20 protein-coding genes and 2 tRNA genes are annotated in these 19,134 nt (G+C 70.3%); 12 read left to right on the forward strand and 10 right to left on the reverse strand.

The annotated features are described in order from the left end of the window. Positions 1–29 precede the first annotated feature (29 nt). From OKW78_RS12250 to OKW78_RS12280, 7 genes are all read right to left on the reverse strand, one after another. Entirely contained in the window at positions 30–962 is a 933-nt protein-coding gene (locus tag OKW78_RS12250; RefSeq protein ID WP_281195437.1) for an ATPase, read from the reverse strand. Continuing rightward, positions 959–1,267: a DUF5827 family protein gene (locus OKW78_RS12255; protein ID WP_281195438.1), complete on the reverse strand. Its 309-nt coding sequence runs from the start codon at positions 1,265–1,267 to the stop codon at positions 959–961. Before OKW78_RS12255 ends, OKW78_RS12250 begins: the two co-directional genes overlap by 4 nt. Positions 1,268–1,471: 204 nt before the next feature. Beyond that, positions 1,472–2,071 (reverse strand): superoxide dismutase, encoded by a 600-nt coding sequence (gene sod, locus OKW78_RS12260; protein ID WP_142985492.1) that lies wholly within the window; start codon positions 2,069–2,071, stop codon positions 1,472–1,474. A 256-nt stretch (positions 2,072–2,327) separates the two neighbouring features. Then, positions 2,328–2,411: transfer RNA gene (locus OKW78_RS12265), tRNA-Ser, on the reverse strand. Between the two features lie 65 nt (positions 2,412–2,476). Next, a complete protein-coding gene (locus OKW78_RS12270; protein ID WP_122104243.1) occupies positions 2,477–2,935 on the reverse strand; it encodes a PaaI family thioesterase in 459 nt (152 codons plus the stop codon). Between the two features lie 253 nt (positions 2,936–3,188). Continuing rightward, entirely contained in the window at positions 3,189–4,076 is an 888-nt protein-coding gene (locus tag OKW78_RS12275) for a hypothetical protein (RefSeq protein WP_281195442.1), read from the reverse strand. Positions 4,077–4,078: 2 nt separating this feature from the next. Beyond that, positions 4,079–5,842 (reverse strand): histidine kinase N-terminal 7TM domain-containing protein, encoded by a 1,764-nt coding sequence (locus tag OKW78_RS12280; RefSeq protein WP_281195443.1) that lies wholly within the window; start codon positions 5,840–5,842, stop codon positions 4,079–4,081. Between the two features lie 93 nt (positions 5,843–5,935). On the opposite strand from OKW78_RS12280, the gene OKW78_RS12285 reads away from it, so the two are divergent. From OKW78_RS12285 to tgtA, 9 genes are all read left to right on the forward strand, one after another. Beyond that, positions 5,936–6,655, forward strand: coding sequence for a lipoate--protein ligase family protein (locus OKW78_RS12285; RefSeq protein WP_281195444.1), 720 nt, complete (start codon positions 5,936–5,938; stop codon positions 6,653–6,655). 116 nt (positions 6,656–6,771) lie between these two features. After that, positions 6,772–7,158 (forward strand): 30S ribosomal protein S6e, encoded by a 387-nt coding sequence (locus tag OKW78_RS12290; protein WP_281195445.1) that lies wholly within the window; start codon positions 6,772–6,774, stop codon positions 7,156–7,158. 9 nt (positions 7,159–7,167) lie between these two features. Continuing rightward, a complete protein-coding gene (locus OKW78_RS12295; protein ID WP_281195446.1) occupies positions 7,168–7,635 on the forward strand; it encodes a hypothetical protein in 468 nt (155 codons plus the stop codon). Positions 7,636–7,680: 45 nt separating this feature from the next. Beyond that, positions 7,681–8,766: an Lrp/AsnC family transcriptional regulator gene (locus OKW78_RS12300; protein ID WP_281195447.1), complete on the forward strand. Its 1,086-nt coding sequence runs from the start codon at positions 7,681–7,683 to the stop codon at positions 8,764–8,766. Positions 8,767–8,800: 34 nt separating this feature from the next. Further along, positions 8,801–9,463 carry a bifunctional precorrin-2 dehydrogenase/sirohydrochlorin ferrochelatase gene (locus OKW78_RS12305; protein WP_281195448.1) on the forward strand — a complete coding sequence of 221 codons (663 nt, stop codon included), beginning with the start codon at positions 8,801–8,803 and terminating at the stop codon, positions 9,461–9,463. Then, on the forward strand, positions 9,460–10,815 hold the full coding sequence (hemA, locus tag OKW78_RS12310; protein ID WP_281195449.1) for a glutamyl-tRNA reductase: 1,356 nt from the start codon (positions 9,460–9,462) through the stop codon (positions 10,813–10,815). Before OKW78_RS12305 ends, hemA begins: the two co-directional genes overlap by 4 nt. A 76-nt stretch (positions 10,816–10,891) precedes the next feature. Further along, complete coding sequence (locus OKW78_RS12315) at positions 10,892–11,656, forward strand: Nif3-like dinuclear metal center hexameric protein (RefSeq protein WP_281195450.1); 765 nt, start codon at positions 10,892–10,894, stop codon at positions 11,654–11,656. A gap of 135 nt (positions 11,657–11,791) precedes the next feature. Beyond that, positions 11,792–12,562, forward strand: coding sequence for an SIMPL domain-containing protein (locus tag OKW78_RS12320; RefSeq protein WP_281195451.1), 771 nt, complete (start codon positions 11,792–11,794; stop codon positions 12,560–12,562). A 112-nt stretch (positions 12,563–12,674) separates the two neighbouring features. Further along, positions 12,675–14,156, forward strand: coding sequence for a tRNA guanosine(15) transglycosylase TgtA (tgtA, locus tag OKW78_RS12325; protein WP_281195452.1), 1,482 nt, complete (start codon positions 12,675–12,677; stop codon positions 14,154–14,156). A 4-nt stretch (positions 14,157–14,160) separates the two neighbouring features. Here tgtA and OKW78_RS12330 read toward each other — a convergent pair whose 3' ends face one another. The 3 genes from OKW78_RS12330 to OKW78_RS12340 form a co-directional block, all read right to left on the reverse strand. Further along, positions 14,161–14,616 (reverse strand): pyridoxamine 5'-phosphate oxidase family protein, encoded by a 456-nt coding sequence (locus OKW78_RS12330; protein ID WP_281195453.1) that lies wholly within the window; start codon positions 14,614–14,616, stop codon positions 14,161–14,163. A gap of 85 nt (positions 14,617–14,701) precedes the next feature. Further along, a complete protein-coding gene (locus OKW78_RS12335) occupies positions 14,702–15,661 on the reverse strand; it encodes a zinc-dependent metalloprotease (protein WP_281195454.1) in 960 nt (319 codons plus the stop codon). 127 nt (positions 15,662–15,788) lie between these two features. Beyond that, entirely contained in the window at positions 15,789–16,085 is a 297-nt protein-coding gene (locus tag OKW78_RS12340) for a hypothetical protein (protein WP_281195455.1), read from the reverse strand. A 139-nt stretch (positions 16,086–16,224) separates the two neighbouring features. Here OKW78_RS12340 and OKW78_RS12345 point away from each other — a divergent pair, with 139 nt between their 5' ends. The 3 genes from OKW78_RS12345 to OKW78_RS12355 all read left to right on the forward strand — a co-directional run bounded on the left by OKW78_RS12345 (position 16,225) and on the right by OKW78_RS12355 (position 19,117). After that, positions 16,225–17,289, forward strand: a complete 1,065-nt coding sequence (locus OKW78_RS12345; RefSeq protein ID WP_281195456.1) for a M20/M25/M40 family metallo-hydrolase — start codon at positions 16,225–16,227, stop codon at positions 17,287–17,289. Positions 17,290–17,408: 119 nt separating this feature from the next. After that, positions 17,409–17,483, forward strand: a tRNA-Glu gene (locus tag OKW78_RS12350). Between the two features lie 125 nt (positions 17,484–17,608). Next, entirely contained in the window at positions 17,609–19,117 is a 1,509-nt protein-coding gene (locus tag OKW78_RS12355) for a PQQ-binding-like beta-propeller repeat protein (protein WP_281195457.1), read from the forward strand. The last annotated feature ends 17 nt before the right edge of the window (positions 19,118–19,134 follow it).

A 19,134-nucleotide genomic window follows, 5' to 3' on the forward strand; every position in this document is an offset into this window, starting at 1 on the left:
GCGGTCCGAGCTCTTTTATCGGATCTCCGTCACGGCGACGTCGCGTCGAGGAGCGCCTCGTACGCCGGATCGTATCGATCCGCCACGATCGCCGGGTCGCCGCGTTCCTCGCCGGATACCGCCGGCAGGGGCACCGTCGCGAGCGGTTCGATCATCTCCGTCACCGTCCCCGTGTGCTCCTCGAGGCTACCCTCCCGGGGACTCCCGGAAGCGACCGCGCGGGCCTTGCGGTACCGGTCGCCGGCGTAGATCCGCGCCCGTCCCGGATCCACGACGGCCACGGCGTCGTACTCGGCGGACAGCGGCGCGGCGACGTCCCCGTAGGACTCGACGACGACCGGGACCGTCGCGCCGTCGACGCGGTCCGCGAGCCGTTCGAAGGTGGAGAGGTACGTCTCGGCGGTCACCGCGTCGAGTTCGGTCACGTCGTCGACGCGGGTCGCCTCGGAGAGCGGGAGGCGTGCCCGAAGCGACTCCGGGATCAGCCCCGCGTCCGCGGCCGGGCCGTTGAGCACGAACCGCGATCCGGTATCGTCGCCGGCGGGGGTGACCCGGTCACAGAGGAAGGTCCGATCCGACTCCCCGAGCATGCCGGTCCGGCCGGGCGTCGGCCGCCATAGGCGGTGGAGCGGATTGATCGACTCCGGGATGACGACCCCGCGTCCGGCCGCGTCGGCGTGGGCGGCCCTCTCGTCGCCCGCGGCGAGCGGGCGCGTGCTCGCGGCCGCGAGCTTCCGGGCGTCCTTGCCGTACAGCCGCCCGGAACCGGTAGCGATCCGAACGTCGTCGTGGTCGAACCAGTAGTCGTTGCCGGCGCGGGGCTTCACGCCCACCGCGTCGCCGGTTCGCGCGGCGAGCGTCGCGAGCAATCCGACCGAGAAGGTCGTCTTTCCGGCGTCGACGCGCGTGCCGCCGGCGACGAGCAGGGTCGGATGGTCCCTTCCGGACGGTCCCGCGCTCACCGTCCCTCCACGTCGTCGTCGGCGTCGGCGTCATCCGCATCCTCGGCGAGCCCGTAGTAGCCGGGGCTGTCGTCGGTCGGCGGCTCGGCGACGACCATGTCGTCGCCGTGGACCATCACCCACGGGATCGCCCAGTCGATCAGCACGGCCTCGGTGTCGGCGTCGATCTCGGCGTCGGGATCGAGTCCCTGGAGCAGCCGCCCGATCTCCGGGATCGTGTACAGCAGGTCCGGCTCGAACAGTTCGGCCGGCTCGTAGAAGTCACACGGGAACGTCTCCTCGAAGGCGGATCTCGGTTCCGGCATGTCCGACGCGTAGGGGTGCGGTTCCGTAAACGCTGGCGATGTCCGCCGAGCCCGACGCGCCCGTCGCGTTCGACCGCTTCGACTCGTCCGCCGAACCGACGCGGCGTTCGGCTGCCTTCACCACGGCCGGATAGCCGTCGCTGGCGGACGTGACGGCGCGAAAAAACGTCGGGATTCGACGCGCGAGTCGCGCGTTCCGGCGGGTTACTCGAACAGCTCGACGGCCTGCTCGTAGCGGGCGGACGGCTCCTCCCAGTCGACGACCTCGAAGAAGTTGTCGACGAACTCGCCGCGGGCCGGGCCGTAGTCGTGGTAGTAGGAGTGCTCCCAGACGTCCAGCGCGAGGATCGGGTGGCCGCCCCAGATCGCTCCCTGGTCGTGTTTGTCGACCACGACGTTGCGGAGCTGGTTCGAGAACGTGTCGTACACGAGGAGCGCCCAGCCGCCCGCCGCGGAGGCCGCCGCCTCGAACTCGCCCTTCCAGGCGTCGTACGAGCCGAAGTCCTCCTCGATGCGGTCGGCGAGGTCGCCCTCGGGCTCGTCGCCGCCCTCCGGCGACATGTTCTGCCAGAACAGGTCGTGGAGGATGTGACCCGAGGAGTTGTGGGTCACGTTGCGGATCGCGCCGCCCGACGAGGAGAAGTCGCCCTCCTCGCGGTTGGCCTCGAGCGTCTCCTCGGCCGAGTTCCAGCCGTTTACGTACCCCTGATGGTGGGTATCGTGGTGCCATTCGAGCACCTGCTCGGAGATGTGCGGTTCGAGGGCGTCGTAGTCGTACGGAAGCGGATCGAGTTCGTAGCTCATGACTGTATCACCTATCAGGGTAATGGGTCGGATTCCTGTTAAAGATGATGCGGTACCTGATACCACACGTCACTGGACGGGACTGTTACGGGGATCCCCCAAATAGAGCGGTGTGCTCGCGGTTCAGGCCGGAGAAATCAAACGTTCGACGGAGGTGAGAGGATCGGTTCGAGGTCGAAACGTAACCAACACCAGTTAATACGACGGGGGAGACGACGGTACGATGGAAGGACCGAAATCGTGTCGCGGGCTCTGACGGTGGGACTGGGATTCGAACCCAGGAAGCCGTGAGGCTACCGGTTTTCAAGACCGGCGCAATGGGCCACTCTGCCATCCCACCCCGAGTTCACGTGTCGTGGCCCCCCGACTAAGGGGTGTCGGTGTGGGGCGATTCCGGCGGACCCTTCACCGGAAGAGCCGGAACGATCCCTGGCCGACGACGACCTCCGAGGAGCCGTTCTCGGTCGTGCTCGTCACCGACATCTCGCTGACGCCGATGGAGCCGCCCGACCGGACGACCGTGGCCTCCGCCTCGAGGTCGCCGTTCGCGGGCCGGAGGTAGTTCGTGTTGAGGTTCACCGTCGCCACCCCACCCGAGAGCGGGTCCTCGAACGCGGTCCGCTGGGCGAGCCCCCCCGCGGTGTCGATCAGCGTCGCCGCGACGCCGCCGTGGATCGTCCGCCCGTCGGCGTTCGTCAGCTTCCGATCGAACGGGATCGACAGCACCATTCGCCCGCGCTCGACGACGTCGACCGACGTGTTCAGCCACGAGAGATAGCCGTGTTCCTCCTCGATCCGGCGTTCGATGAGCGATACCGCCTCCGCGGGAAGCGGCTCCATGTCCGCAACGTCCTCTTCGTCCATGTCCCGAGGTCGCCGCCGACCCGTTTGTATCCCGGGGATCCCCGCAAACCATCCGTCGATTCATCCGTGATGCCGCGGCAGTCACCCCGTGACCTGACGAGCCGTCCGCGGCGGTCGAGGCCGGCGTCCGACACGCCGCCGCGGAGCGGGACAGCGAGTGTCGGCTGTTCGCCAGACGTGTCTCACCGTCTCGACCGTCGACCGCCGAGTCCCCTTCCCTACCCTCGACCGTCCAAGGCCGGGCGTCGGACGCTCATCCGACGCCGAGTCGGATCGGATCGTCGCTCCGCTCGATCCCGACGCTGACGGCGTCGCCCACCGCGAACTCGTGGCCCGGATGGACGACCTTCGCGCCGTAGTCGCCGTCGCGGGCCGCGAACAGCGACAGCCCCGTGACGCGCGTTCCGTTCACGGTCACGTCGATCGGCTCCCACTCGATCCCCCGGTCGGTCGCGCTGCCGACGCGAGTTCCCCACAACGAGACGGCGTCGTCGGGGTCGACGGCCGTGAACGAGCCGCCGCCCGCGTAGTGGGCCAGTCCGCCGTCGAGGGGAACGCCCTCGTCGCTCGCGATCGCCGCGAACCGCTGGCCGGGAGCCGGGTGAGTCGGCGCGTCCAACACGACGTGGCTCGGTCCGCGCTCGACGACGGTCCCGGTTCCGTCCCAGGGAACGCTCGCGACGCTCACGTCCGCGTCGACCGGGAGGGAACCGCTCGCCCGGAGCGCGTTCGCCCCCGGCGACCGGAAGCCGAGATGGACGTGGTCGTCGACCCACCGGCCGAAGAAGCCGGAACGCGTCATCGGCCCCAGCGAGTCGCCGACGGCGACGCGATCGCCCGGATCCACGCTCGGGATCACGTGAAGGACGCGCGCGACCGTTCCCGGTTCCGCTCCCGTGCGGCGACACCACTCCTCGTCGAGGTCGACGACGATCAGGTGGTCCTCCGACGCGGCGTACGAGCGGTCCGGACAGCCGACGGTATGCGTCTCCCGGACGACGCCGGAAACGGGCGAGATCCCCTCCTCGCCGGCCGGATAGAGGTCGATCGCGTGTCCCGCGTCGTGTGCCGGATACGGGGAGTTGAACCGTGAGAACCGACGGTACCGGGAGACGATCCCGGGTGGGAGTCGGATCGACATCGTCACTCCGCGACCTCGATCCCTTCGATCTCGAAACACGCGCCGCCGTTCGGGCCGTCGACGGCCCGAACGGACCAACCGTGTGCCTCGACGACGTCGCCGACGATCGCGAGCCCGAGTCCGGTTCCGTCCTCGAGCGAGACGCCGCGTTCGAAGACGCGCTCTCGATCCTCGCCCGGGATCCCGGGGCCGTCGTCGGCGATCCGGAGGGTAACGTGGCCGTCAATTCGTTCGATCCCGACGCTGACGGTCACGCCATCGCCAGCGTGTGCCACGTCGTCGTCGGCCTGTGGCCGACTGATCGTGGAACCGTGTTCCACGCTGTCACCGGGCCCCGTCCGGTTGCTCGTGGAACCGTGTTCCACGCTGTTCCGAAACAGGTTCGCGACGAGCTGACGGAGCCGGTCTTCGTCGGCCAGCACCGTCTCGTCGGCGTCCTCGACGACCAGCGTCGCCGATCCGGTCTCGAGGCGCGACCAGACCGTCCGGACCGCCGCCTCGATCGAAACCGGCTCCACGGCGTCGACCGCCTTCCCGGCGGTCGCGAGCGAGAGGAGTCCCTCGATCAGCTCGTCCATCCGTTCGTGGGCGTCCGCGGCCCGTTCCAGCGCGTCGGCGTCGCCGTCGCCGTGACGCGCCAGTTCGACGGCCGCGGTCGCGGCCGCGAGCGGATTCCGGAGGTCGTGGCTGACGACGCCCGCGAAGTCCTCGAGCCGTTCGTTCTGGCGTTCGAGTTGTGTCTCTCTTCGCTCCAAAGCCGCCTGCCGACGCTCCCGTGCCGTCACGTCCCGCAGGAGGAAGACGTGGCCGCGGTCCGTCCCGCGGGGGTCGGTGATCGGGTCCTCCTGGATGTCGAACTGCCGGCCGTCGATGGTTATCGGATGCTCGTCGCCGGACTCCAAGCGGGGAAACGACGTCGACAGCGATTCACCGACCGCGTCGTCGGAGAGGATCCGCTCCGCGGCGGGGTTGAGATCGCGGATCCGGCCGTCTGAGCCGGCCACGATCACGGGGTCCTGCATGACCTCGACTGCCGTGTCCCGTGCGACCACCGCGGCGTCGAGAGTGCCGAGCCAGAACACCACGCCGTAGAGGAACACGCCGTGGACGACGAACGCCGCCGGCGTCCAGTCGACCGTCGAGTAGCTCCCGAGGTCGACGACCGTCGCAACTCCGGCGAGAAGCGGGAACAGCGTTCCGAGGAGGGCGACGAACGTCTGGAGTCGGTACCGGTTTCCGGTCCGGCGGTAGAGGTCGACGATCACGAGTATTCCCGCGGCGTACAATCCATAGGCGTACAGGACGAAGGCGAGCCCCACGGGACCGATCCCGGTCTCCACGAGCGTGAACGGGCCCTCGACGATCGGTTCGAAGGACACCCGTGCCAGCCCGTGGGTCCGGCTCGACCACGCCAGAAGCACCCAGAGGAACGCCGGCGTCGCGAGCCCGATCAGCCGGCGCTCGGTCCGCCACTCGTCCACCCCGGCGTACGCGAACGCGAAGGCGATCCAGAGGACGGGCATCGCGGCGAGAAATGGGGTCGCGATCTGGAGCGCCCCGATCATCACGAGCGGATCGGCGCTCGCGACTCTGATCGCGTACAGGAGGGCGAGGACGCCCGCACAGCCCAGGTAGAGCGAGACCTCGAGTCCGCCCGGCTCGTCGCGCTCGATCCACGCGACGCGACCGAGGAGGAGTCCGATGACCCCGGCGAGCAGACAGGCGAGGAGGTACGCCTGAACCGGCAGTACGGACGGGTCACTCATCGATACCGGAACGAACCGTAGGACCGGCAAAACCTTTGCGCCGTTCCGGTCCCGGGCACAAGCGGTTTGGTCGTCGACCCCCTCCCGGGAACCATGCAGGTGCTCCGGGGTCGTGACGCGTCTCCCCGGACCGACCGCAACCACACGGTCCGGCTTCTCGCCAATGCGGCCGAGGGTCTCGCCGGCGTTCGGGTCTGGGCACCTCCCAGGCACGTCGCGTTCGGCCGGCGTGACGTGCGGGAGCCGGGACACGATCGGGCTCGCCGGGCCGCCGGGACGGCGGGGTTCGATCCGATCCGGCGGGACGTCGGCGGGCGGGCGGTCGCGTACACCGGCGATACCCTCGCGTTCGCGGTCGCGCTCCCGATCGACGGCGACCGAGGGAGCATCGACGAGCGCTACGCGACGGTCACTCGCGCAGTTCGATCGGCACTCGAGGAGAGTGGAGCCGGGATCTCGTCCGGCGAGCCGCCGGATTCGTTCTGTCCGGGAGACCATTCCCTCCGGGTCGGCGGCGGGGAGTCGGAGGGCGGAAAACTGGCAGGGATCGCCCAGCGGGTTCGTTCCGACGCCGCGCTCGTCGCGGGCTGTGTCGTGGTCTCACGGCACGATGCGCACGCGATCGCGACCGTCCTCGATCCGGTGTACGACGCTCTCGACGTCCCGTTCGACCCGGGCTCGGTCGGAAGCGTCGCGGCGGCCGGCGGACCGAGCGACGCCCGTCGGATCGCCCGCGCGGTCGAACACGCGCTGGTCGAGCGGCGTGCCGGCGGCTCCTATCGGGTCGAGCGCGTGGGTCCCGAGCCGTGGTGATCCGGCGGGATCCCGAACCGGGCCGGTCGCCGACGGGTGTGAGTCGGTGGTTCCCCGCACTATCGGCGTGTCGTGCTTTCGACGTGCTTTTTATTCGCGGGCGTCTCGGTCCGCCCATGGCCGAATTCAAAGTCGTCGTCGCCGATCCCGAGACCGGCGAGACGTTCCAGCGAGAGATCGACGGACAGGACGCGAACCGGTTCCTCGGTCGAGACGTGGGCGACGAGATCGGCGGGGACGCCGTCGGTCTCTCCGAGTTCACCGTCGAGATCACCGGCGGCTCCGACGAGACGGGCCGTCCGATGCGCGAGGACGTCTCCGGAACCCGTCTGAAGGAGCTGCTCCTCGAGGGCGGCGTCGGGTTCCAGCCCTCGCGCGAGGGCGAGCGCAAGCGGATCACCGTCCGCGGTCGCGAGATCGCCGACGACGTGGCCCAGATCAACGTCTCCGTCGTCGACGGCGAGGGCGACGTCGCCGCCGCGTTCGAGGACGACGACGAGTAATCCCCCTTCATGGTCCGGGTTCCCTCCGACGACGATAGCGTCGCGTCCGTTCGCGTCGACGTCGCCCGCAGCGGCGGTACCCGGCGCCCCTGCGTCCGTCTCCCGGACGACGACGATCTCGAGGGACGAGTCGAGTCGGGGTCGTGCGCGTCGCTCTCGCTTGCGGGCGGGGACGTAATCCGGATCGTCGTCGACCGCGAGGAGTACCACACGCGGATCGTCGGGGACGCGACGGGCCGGCTTATCCGCGGGACGTTCGACTCCCGGCGGCTGGCACGGACGCCCGGAGACGGGGAGAACCGGCTGGTCGAGTGGCTCGCCGAACACGACCGTGAGCCGGGAGACAGCGTCGTCCTCGACGTGGTCGTCCCCGGCGACCAGTACGGGCTCCGGATCCCCGGAGAGCGGACCGTCTACGACGCCCGTCGCGGCCCCCGGTCGTCGCTCGCGGACATCGCCGAGGACCTCGACGGCTGAGTGCGGGCCGGATCCCTTATTCTCTCGCGACCCCGATCTCCGGACATGAAGGAGGTCGACGCGGACCTGACGGCGCTCGACCGGGGCATCATCAACGCGTTCCAGGGAGGATTTCCCGTGACGACGCGCCCGTTCGAGCCCGCCGCGGCCGCGCTTCGCGAGCACGGCCTGGCGGTGTCCGGTCCCGAGCTCCGCGAGCGGGTCCGGGAGCTCGACGAGTCGGGCGTGCTCTCGCGGTTCGGCGCGCTCGTCAACGCCGAGGAGATCGGCGGCGCGGCGTCGCTCGTCGCGATGCACGCGCCGGAGGACCGCTACGAGGAGATCGCGGAGACGGTCAACGACTTCACCGCGGTGGCACACAACTACGAGCGGGAGCACCCCCACCTCAACATGTGGTTCGTCGTGAGCGTCGCCGATCACCCCGACCCCGACAAGGACGGGAACGACCGGGTGGAGGAGGTGCTCGCGGAGATCGAGGCGGCCACCGGCCAGGAAACGTACAACCTCCCCAAGCTCCGGGAGTTCCACGTCGGCGCGAGGTTCCTCGTCGACGGTCCGGTCGCCGACGGCGACGTGGACCTCTCGGGGGTGGCCCCCGACGTCGAGCCGTCCGGTCGGTCGACGCTGACCCCCGACGAGCGCGACCTCGTCGTCGAGATCCAGGGCGGGCTGCCGATCACCGAGACGCCGTACGCGGACGTGGCGGCCGCGCTCGACGCCGACGTCGACTGGGTGATCGAGACGATAGAGCGGTTCCGACTCGAGGGGAAGGTTCGCCGGGTCGGCGTCATCCCCAACCACTACGCGCTCGGGTACACCGAGAACGGAATGACGGTCTGGGACGTGCCCGAGGAGGTCTTAGCGGAGGTCGGACCCGCCGTGGCCGACCTCGAGTTCGTCACCCACTGTTACCAGCGTCCCCGCCACGCCGGCGTCTGGGAGTACAACTTCTTCGCGATGACTCACGGCCGAACCGAGGCCGAAAGCGAACGTCGGGTCGCGGAGGTGAGAGAGACGATGGCGGACTACTGGGACGTCGGCTCCGACGACTGGGACACGCTGTTCTCGACGCGGATCCTGAAGAAGACCGGGATCCGGATCGCCGAGCGCGCCGACAGCAACACGGCATGAGACGCATGGGACGCGCGTCTACGAGGGCGATCAGATGATCCCACTGTATCACGACCTCTCCGACGAGACCGTTCTCGTCGTCGGCGGCGGGGCGGTCGGCCGACGGAAGGCGCTCGGCTTCGCCGAGGAGGCGCGCGTCGTCGTCGTCAGTCCGGCGTTCGACGACCGCCTGTGCGAGGCGGTCGCCGAGGGCGACACCTCGGTCGAACTGGTCCGGGCCGCCCCGGACGCGGCGACGGTTCCGGAGTGGATCGACCGCGTCTCCCCCGCGCTCGTGGTCGCCGCGACCGACGACCGGGCGGTGAACGCGGCCGCGGAGGCGGCGGCGCTCGATGCGGGCGTCCTCGTGAACCGAACCGACGTCTCCGGCGGCCGAGACCCGGAAAGCGTCGTCGTTCCGGCGACGGTCGCGGACGACCCGGTCCGGGTGGCGGTCTCCACGGGGGGGCGGAGCCCCGCGCTCTCGAAGGCGCTCCGCGAGCGGATCGGCGCGGAGATCGAGGGAGCGGGCGCGATGGCCGAGCTCTCCGGAGAGCTTCGCGAAGAGCTCTCGGAGGCCGGCGTCGACCCGATGCTTCGACGGGAGGCGATCCGTCGAGTCGTGCGGTCCGAGGGGGTTTGGAAGGGTTTACAAAAGGGGAGATCCAACGCTCGCAGAGAGGCAGAAAACGTGATCGAGGAGGTCGTCGACCGATGAAGGAGCCGGGTGCCATCACGGGCGTGAGCGTCGCCCACGGCGCCGCGACGATCGACGAGATCGAGTCGGCGGGCGGCGAGAGCGTTCGAGGAACCGTCTCGGACCTCCTCGCGCGCGACGGGGTCGAGGAGGCGTTCGCCGTCCGGACCTGCAACCGCGCGGAGGCGTACGTCGTCACCGACCGGACCACCGAGGGCCGTGAGGCGCTCGAGTCGTTCGCGCCGTCGGTTCGCGGGGCGGCCGTTCGGCGGCTCGACCACGAGGGGAGCCTGGAACACCTGATGCGAGTCGCATCCGGACTCGAGTCGCTCGTGCTCGGCGAGGACCAGATCATCGGCCAGATGCGTGAGGCCTACGAGGAGTCACGGTCGGCCGGCGGGATCGGCCCGGTCCTGGAGGACGCCGTCACGAAGGCGCTTCACGTCGGCGAGCGCGCCCGCACGGAGACGGCGATCAACGAGGGCGTCGTCTCGCTCGGCTCCGCGGCGGTCCGACTCGCGGCCGGCGAGATCGACCTGACCGACGGTACCGCGGTCGTCGTCGGGGCCGGCGAGATGGGGACGCTCGCGGCGCGGACGCTCGACGACACCGCCGTCTCGGAGATCGTCGTCGCGAACCGGACGGTGCCGAACGCGGCGTTCGTCGCCGAGGAGGTGGACACCGAGTCGTCGGTCGTCCACCTGAGCGACCTGCCGGCCGTGGTTCCCGAGGCCGACCTCGTGATCACGGCGACCGGCAGCCCGGAGCCCGTGCTCGACCCGACGGCCTTCACGGATGCGGACCGGGTCGTCTGTATCGACATCGCCCAGCCGCGCGACGTCGACCCCGAAACCGGCGACCTGTCGGGCGTCTCCCTGTACGACATCGACGCCCTGGAGGACGTCACGCACGAGACCCGGAAGCGGCGGGAGACGGAGGCCCGCGAGGTCGAGTCGATCATCGACGAGGAGCTGGACCGGATCCTCCGGTCGTACAAGCGGAAGCGCGCCGACGACGCCATCTCGGCGATGTACGCCGGCGCGGACCGGGTCAAGGCCCGCGAGCTCGACCGCGCGCTCACGAAGCTCGACGCACAGGGTGGACTGACCGACGAGCAGCGCGAGACGGTCGAGGCGATGGCGGACGCGCTGGTCGGCCAGCTGCTCGCGGCCCCGACCCGGTCGCTCCGGGACGCGGCCGGCGAGGACGACTGGGAGACGATCCGGACCGCCCTCGAGCTGTTCGACCCCGAGTTCGACGCGCCCCCGGAGACGCCCGGAGAAGGTGGATCCGCGGACGAGCCCACGGAGGCACCGTCCGGCGCGCCGTTCGGCGCGATCCCCGACTCGGCGGCCGAGGAGCTCGACGACTGACGGGACGCCCTTCGGACCGACGGAACCGTTTCCACCCGACGGGAACGCTTTTCGGTCGGAGCCCGTACTGACGCGCATGGACCTTCGGACCTTCGTCGATCGACTGGACGACCGACTCGACACCGACGCGTACGCCGACGTCGACGCCAGCGCGAACGGCCTCCAGATCGGCCCGGACTCGGGTTCGATCGAGCGCGTCGGGTTCGCGGTCGACGCCGCGACGGCGACGATCGACGAGGCGGCCGACGCCGGCGCGGACGTCCTCGTCACCCACCACGGAGTCTCGTGGGGCGGGATCGACCACGTGACCGGGATGACGTACGACCGGATCGCCGCGCTCGTCGAGAACGACCTCGCACTGTACGTCTCACACCTCCCGCTGGACGGACACGCGGAACTCGGCAACGCCGCCGGCGTCGCGGAGGCGATCGGACTCGCGGATCGGGAACCGTTCGGGGCGCTCGGCCCGGTCACGATCGGGACGCTCGGCGGGACGGGCGAGCCGCTCCCGCCCGAAACGATCCGCGACCGTCTCGACGGGTTCGAGGGGAGCACGGGCGGTACTCGCGTCCTCGAGTTCGGCCCGGACCGGATCGAGCGCGTCGCGGTCGTCACCGGCTCCGGGGCCGACTGGCTCGACGAGGCGGCCGCGGCGGGCGCGGACGCGCTCGTCACCGGCGAGGGGAAACAGCAGGTCTACCACGACGCGCGGGAGGCCGGAGTCACGGTGTTCCTCGCGGGCCACTACGCGACGGAGACGTTCGGGGTTCGGTCCCTCCAGTCGCTCGTCGAGGAGTGGGGACTGGAGACGACGTACGTGAGCCATCCCACGGGGCTCTGAGGCGCGGCGAGGAGGCCTCTACGAGGAGGTCTCCGCGAGGAGTCTCGGCGGTTCGACGATTCGAGGGGAGCGATCGGACAAACGGTTCTTTGTGTATTCGCTACGTTATAGCCCTCTCCCGGCGTGCCCGACTGTATGACACGACGGAAACGGCTCGTCGCCGGCGTCGGGGTAGCGCTCCTCGTCCTCCTGGCCGGCTGTTCGGGAGTCACGGGAACGTTGGGCGACACCGACTCGGACGGACCGGAGATGACGGAGGCCGACGACCTCGAGCGGTCCATCGAGGTGGCCGCGAACGGCGAGGCGTCCGCGGAGCCCGATCGCGCGACCGTGTTCGTCGCGGTCGAGTCGACCGCGGTCGACGCGGGAGCCGTCCGCAACGACCTCGCCGAGAGCGACGACGCGCTCCGGAACGGCCTCTACGACTGGGGGCTGAGCGAGGACGACGTCCGAACCGAGCGCTACGACATCCGGCAGACGCGCGAGACGCGCCCGGACGCGAACCGCAGCGAGTACGTCGGCGTCCACGTCTACGCCGTGAGCATCGGCGACGCGGACGCGGTCGGCGAGGTCATCGACGTCGCGGTCGACGCCGGCGCGGACAGCGTCCAGCAGGTCCGGTTCGGGCTCTCGGACGAACGCGAGGATGAGCTCCGCGAGGAGGCGCTCGGCGACGCGATGGACAACGCCCACGCCGAGGCCGACACGCTCGCCGCCAACGCGGACCTCGACGTGACGGGCGTTTACACCATCTCGACGACGAACGTCCGAACCAGCCCGTACACGAGTACGGCCCTCGCGGCCGAGGCCGACGACGCCGCGGGCGGGGCCGGTACCGGGATCGAGGTCGGCGACGTCGACGTCACCGTCACCGTTCGGGTCGTGTTCGGCGCGGATCAGGCGTAGGCGAACGTCGACCGGGCAGTAGTCGGGTAGTCGTCGGCGCGGAGGTATCCGCTTCCCGATCCACTTCCCGCCCGAACGCAACCCTTACCGCCCGGCTGCCCGCAGTCCGGGTATGCGCGATCACTTCGAGATACGGGACCACGACGCCGCCGGGCGGATCGGTCGGCTCGAGGTCCCTCGCGCCGACGTCACCGTCGAGACGCCGGCGCTTCTGCCCGTCGTCAACCCCAACGTGCTCACGGTCGAGCCGGAGCGGCTCCGGACCGAGTTCGGCGCGGAGATGCTGATCACGAACTCCTACATCATCCGGAGCACCGACCGGATCCGCGACCGCGTTCTCGAGGAGGGCCTCCACGACTTCCTCGGGTTCGACGGCGCGATCATGACCGACTCGGGGTCGTTCCAGCTCGCCGAATACGGCGACATCGACGTCACCACGGCGGAGATCCTCGAGTTCCAGCGCCGGATCGGCAGCGACGTGGCGACGCCCGTGGACGTGCCCACCCCGCCGGACGTCGACCGCGACCGCGCCGAGCGCGAGCTCGAGACGACCGAGCGGGCGCTCGCGGACGCGGAAGCCGCCGACACCGGCGAGATGCTCGTTAACGCCCCAGTCCAAGGGTCGACGTACCCCGACCTCCGGGAGGCGGCCGGCCGCCACGCCGCGGGCACCGACCTCGACGTGTTCCCGGTCGGCGCGATGGTTCCCCTCATGAACGGCTACCGCTACGACGACGTCGTCGAGGCGGTGACGGCCGCGAAGCGCGGGCTCGACCCGGACTGTCCGGTCCATCTGTTCGGCGCGGGCCACCCGATGATGCTCGCGCTCGCGGTCGCGATGGGCTGTGACCTGTTCGACTCGGCCGCCTACGCGCTGATGGCGCGCGACGGCCGCTACCTCACGGTGTCGGGGACCGAGCACCTCGAGGAGCTGTCGTACTTCCCGTGTTCGTGTCCGGTGTGTTCGGCGCACACGCCCGCGGACCTCCGCGAGGGCGACGACGACCGGGCCGAGCGGCTGCTCGCCGAGCACAACCTCCACGTCACCTTCGAGGAGGTCCGTCGGATCAAAGCCGCCATCCGCGACGGCTCGCTCCTCGAACTGGTCGATCGGCGCGCCCGCGGACATCCGGCGATGCTCGACGGGTACCGCGCCCTGCTCGACCACGCGGACCAGCTCGAGGCGACCGACCCCGTCTCGAAGGACGCCTTCTTCTACACCTCCCACGAGTCCGCGCGTCGTCCGGAGGTCGGCCGCCACCACGACCGTCTCGCGCGTCTCGATACCCCGGAGGATCTGCTTCTCACGGAATCGAAGCCGCCGTCGAGCCACGACCACGACGCGGTCTGGCGGGTGAAGCCGCCGTTCGGCCCCTTCCCGCGGGCGCTCTCGGAGACGTATCCGCTTACCGCCGAGATCCCCGACCGGGTCGACGCCGCGGCCCAGACCGCGGCCGCCGAGGGCGTTCGCCGGCTCGCCGAGGCCAACCCCGGGACCGCGATCACGCTCGGCCACGACGGGTGGGCGGCGACGGCGCTCGACCGCGTCCCCGACCGCGTCGAGGTCGACGACCTCCGTGACATCGGGCGGTAGGCGCTCAGTCCGTCCGGTCCGGCCCCGCGGGCATCCGTCCGGTGAAGTCCCACGAGTGAAGCCGCTCCGGGTCGATCCGAACGTGGACCTCCTCGCGGTCCGGCCGCAGGAGCCGGTCGCCGAGCTCGCTGTCGGTTCCGCCGAGATACCGCTCCAGGAGCGACCGGAGGACCCGTTTGTCCCCGTCGGTGGTCACGGTCGCCCGGCCGCGGCCGCGGACGCCCATGTACGGCGGGTCGTTCGTCGATATCTCGAACGAGACGCGGTCGTCGGACTCGAGGAACCCGACCACGTCGGCGTCCGCGCCGGTCGCACAGTGGATCGTCCCGTCCCACCGGAACCACAGCGACACCATCCAGGGGTCGCCCGCGGGGGTCCGGCACCCGATGCGGACCGGGATCCGCGCGTCCGCGAGGAACTCGTCGACGCGCGACCGGTCCCACGGGCCGGTGAGGTTCATGTGATCGATCCGGGCGGAATCGGCCTAAAACCACCGTCCGATCGCACGAGCCGGTTCGGACGCTCCGCCGTCCGACCCGAACGGGTCACGGGTCGACCCGCGCCAGCCACGCCGCCGGGTCGTCTATCTCCCCGTCCGTCGGGAGGTGCTCCGGGCGCTCCCACACCGCGCTCGCGGCGGCCAGCCCGCGCTCGTCCGCGACCCGTTCGAAGAAGGCGGCCCCGCGCTCGTACTGCCGGCGTTTGAGCCCGAGCCCGAGGAGACGCCGGGCGATCCGCGTCACCGGCCCGCCGCCGCCCCGCCGCTCGTCGACCTTTCGGCGCAGGTCGGCGTACTCGTCGTCGAACGCGCGGTCCATCAACAGCTCCGCGTACCCCTCGACCGCGGTCATGGCGGTCTGAAGCTCGACGAACGCGTCGGGATCGAGCCCGCTCGCGCTCAGGCCGTCGATGCCGCGTTCGACGCGCGACTCCAGGTATCCCGACAGCCACGGGGCCGCGCCGAACTCTGCGGCGTGGGTCACCTCGTGGAAGGCGATCCATCGGCGAAACCGCGGGTACGCCACGTCGAGGTCCGCGGCGACCGCGACGACATTCGGGTGAACGAAGTAGAGTCCGTGGTCGACGTCGGGCTCGTCGGCCAACAGGAGGGGGTCGTACTGGCCGAGCACGTTTCGCGCGAGGAATCCCAGCGCGAACGCCATCGATCCGGTGTTGACGACCCGCGAGAGTCCCGGCATCGCCGGGGTCGCCGCCGACTCGATCGGCCCCATCACGTTTCGGAACGTCTCGAGGTTCGCGTCGATCCAGTGGTGTCGGTTCTGGACCTCGATGGCGTCCGGGACCGCGAAGTCGACGCCGGCGACCTCCCGGAGCCGGTCGCGCGCGTCCCGCACGTCCGTCGCGTAGCCCCGCCGGTCGGCGGGCGTCAGATCGAGCGTCCCCGGCTCCGTGCTCGCTCTCGCGGCCTCCCCGGCCTTCGTCCAGTCGACGACGCCGGTCCCGGACGCCTCGGAGACCGCACGGAGGCTTCGGAGGATGTCCATGTGGAGGGGAAGCGCGCCGCCCTCAAGTCGCTTGTGTCGGCCGACCCTTTCATCGCCCCGGGTCGACTCTCCCGGCTTCACTCTGTCTCGATTCGTCCACCTTCACCCTGCCTCGATTCGCCCGCGTTCACGCTCCGAGTTCGTCGATCTCCGTGGCGTCATCGAGGTCGCCGTCGCCGAGCAGGCGCGCGGCCGCGACGCCGAGCGCCGCGAGGAGCGCGACGACCGCCAGGGCCGCCCCGATCGATCTCGCGGAGCACCCACAGCGGAGGATCGAGCCGTCGCCGCTCCCGTCGGCGTCGTCGGCTTCGGCTTCGTCCGCCTTCTCGTCCGGTTTCCTCCCCCCGAGGAGACCGTTCTCCCCGATCCGGATCGCTCCCTCGTCCAGGTGGACCTCGAGCAGCGTGAGTGACTTCTCGCTCATGGTCGACCGTTCTCGTGCCGACCGCTTAACCGTGGCGTCGATCGGGGCGAGAGCGCTCCCGAGTGAGGAGGACCTCGTCGTTCGATCGATCTACGGACGGAACCACGGCCTTCTTTTCTTCCGACACGAACGGGGACGCATGGACGAGTCTCGCCGAGCGTTCCTCGACGACCTGCTCGCGACGCCGAGCCCCTCCGGGTTCGAGACGGCGGCCCAGCGCGTCTGGATCGACTACGTCTCGGCGTTCGCCGACGACGTCAGCACCGACGCGTACGGCAACGCCGTCGCGGTCCACGAGGGCGACCCGGACGCGCCGACCGTCGCCCTGGCGGGCCACGCCGACGAGATCGGATTCATCGTCCGGGACGTCCTCGAGGAGGGCTTCCTCCGGATCGCGCCGGTCGGCGGCTCCGACCGCACCGTCTCGAAGGGCCAGCACGTGACGGTCCACGCCGACGAACCCGTCCAGGGCGTCGTCGGACAGACCGCGATCCACCTCCGTGACCCCGCTGACGACGAGTACGAGGCGATCGAGGGACAGTTCGTCGACGTGGGCGCGACCGACGCGGAGGAGGCCCGCGAACACGTCTCTGTCGGGGATCCGGTCACCTTCTCGAGCGGGGTCGAGGAGCTCGTCGGGTCCCGGATCGCCGCCCGCGGGATCGACGACCGGACCGGGATCTGGGTCGCCGCCGAGGCGCTGCGCCGCGCCGCCGCGGCCGACGTCGACGCCACCGTCTACGCGGTCTCGACCGTCCAGGAGGAGGTGGGACTCCAGGGCGCGCGGATGGTCGGGTACGACCTCGCGGCGGTCGACGCGTTCGTCGCCGTCGACGTTACCCACGCGACCGACAACCCCGACGTGGACCCCGAACATCGCGGGCCCGTCGAACTCGGGTCCGGCCCGGTCGTCGCCCGCGGCAGCGCGAACCACCCGGTCCTCGTCGATCTCGCGCGCGACGCCGCGGACGACGCCGGGATCGACGTCCAGTTCCAGGCGGCCGGGACGCGGACCGGCACGGACGCCGACGCGTTCTACACCGCCCGCGGCGGGGTCCCGTCGCTCACCGTCTCGATCCCGAACCGGTACATGCACACGCCCGTCGAGGTCGTCGACCTCGAGGACCTGGATCGCGTCGCCGACCTGCTCGCGGCCGTCGCCGACGCGGCCGAGGACGTCGACTCGTTCGCGGTCGATCTCTGAGGGCGCGAGCGGCGTGATCGGCCGTCTCGATCGCGACAAACCGAGACACGGCGGGGTCGAAACGGAACTGTTTTACTGTGGAACACCCTACCCGGAATTGCGACGGAACGCGGACGCACGCTCTGGTGGTGTAGTCCGGCCAATCATCTTGCCCTCTCACGGCAAGGACCAGGGTTCAAATCCCTGCCGGAGCATCCAACTCCGTCGCGTTTTCCCGATGCCGCCACGAACCAGCAGCGACGGCTCGACGCCTTCGACGATCCGAAACCGTCGCTCTCCGGGGAGTTTATTGTGCCTGCCCGTTACGTTCGGATAGTTGATGTCCCGACCGTCCGTTTCTCGACGGGACGCGCTTCGGCTGGTAACGACGACCGTCGCGGGCGGTGCGTTGGCGTCCGCCGGGACCGTGGCTCCGGTCACAGCGCAGGAATCGACCGATCTCGACGAGTTCTCGTGGCCGACGTTGAACGGCGGGCGACGACTCGCCGGCGTGACGGCCATCGAGGGTATCGAGTCGACCGCCGAGTCGGCGTACTCGCTCGGCGGAAACGACCGGACGACGGTGCCGGTCGTCGACGACGGGACGGCGTACGCGGGCAGCGACGGCGACCTCATCGCCGCCGATCTGGCCTCCGGTGCCGGCGACTGGGCGTTCAGGGGCGAGGAACCGTTCATGGCTTCGCCGGCGGTCGGCGCGGAGTCGGTCATCGCGGTCACGACCGAGGGGACGGTTCTGGCAGTCGATCGGGACACCGGCGAGGAGCGGTGGTCGCTCGGCGTGAGCGGCCAACCGGGTTCGCCGACGATCCGTGACGAAACGGCGTACGTGGCCGACTCGGAGGGAACGGTGTACGCGTTCGCGACGTCGTCCGGCGAACTGGAGTGGTCGAAGGCGCTGGACGCGCGGTTCGATACCGACGGGAACAACGCCCCGGGGCTGTTGCTCCCGACGGTCGCCGTGGGTGAGGAGTCGCTGTACGTCAACGTTCCCGACTCGCAGGCACCTCCTTCACGCCTGGTCGCGCTCTCGTTCGAGGGCGAGGTCGAATGGGAGCATTCGATCGAAGCCAGCGTTCTGTCGCCGCCGGCGGTCACGGAGGGCGGGGTGGTCGTGAAGACGCAGAAACACCTTCGGCTCGTGTCGTCGACCGGCGGCGTCGAGCAGTGGGCGGTCGACCTCCGCGGAGAGGCACATCACCCGCTGGCGGCCGGAAACGGCCTCGTCGCGGTCGTCGACGACGACCCGTTCGAGGCCCTTCGCTGTAACGCGTACGACCTCGAGACCGGCGAGCTCCGGTGGCGGTACTCGCTGGAGGAGGGTCGGCGAAGCGGAGGCGCGACGATCGCCGGCGGGATGGTGTACTTCGTGGCGACGACGGGCTCGCGAAGCGGGACGGTCGTCGGCGTCGGCCTGGAGGACGGCCTCGAACGGTTCTCGCTCGACGTGGAAAACCCGAATATCGGGTACGGGCCCGTGCCGGTTCCCGACGGCATCTTCGTTCCCGACGGCACGTCCTCACGGCTGGTCACCACCGGGGCGTTCGACGGCCGCTCCGCCGAGGAGACGGACTCGACGGCGGAGGGGACATCCGAGGAGACGTCCACGGAGGACGGCGGGTCAGACGGCGGATCGACGGCCACGGACGACGACGGTGGCTCGACGACCGACGGAGGTTCCTCGGCCACCGACGAGTCGGGAGCGACCACCGACGACTCCGGTTGGGACCTCCCGTCCCTGTCCGTGATCGAGAGCATCATCGTGATCACGACGTCGCTCGCGAGCGCGCTGTACGGCGCGATCCGCGTCGCCGCGCGCTCCGAGAAGTGACCGTATCGCACGTCGTG

The sequence above is a fragment of the Halorubrum sp. F4 genome (assembly GCF_027257195.1).
GTDB lineage: Archaea > Halobacteriota > Halobacteria > Halobacteriales > Haloferacaceae > Halorubrum.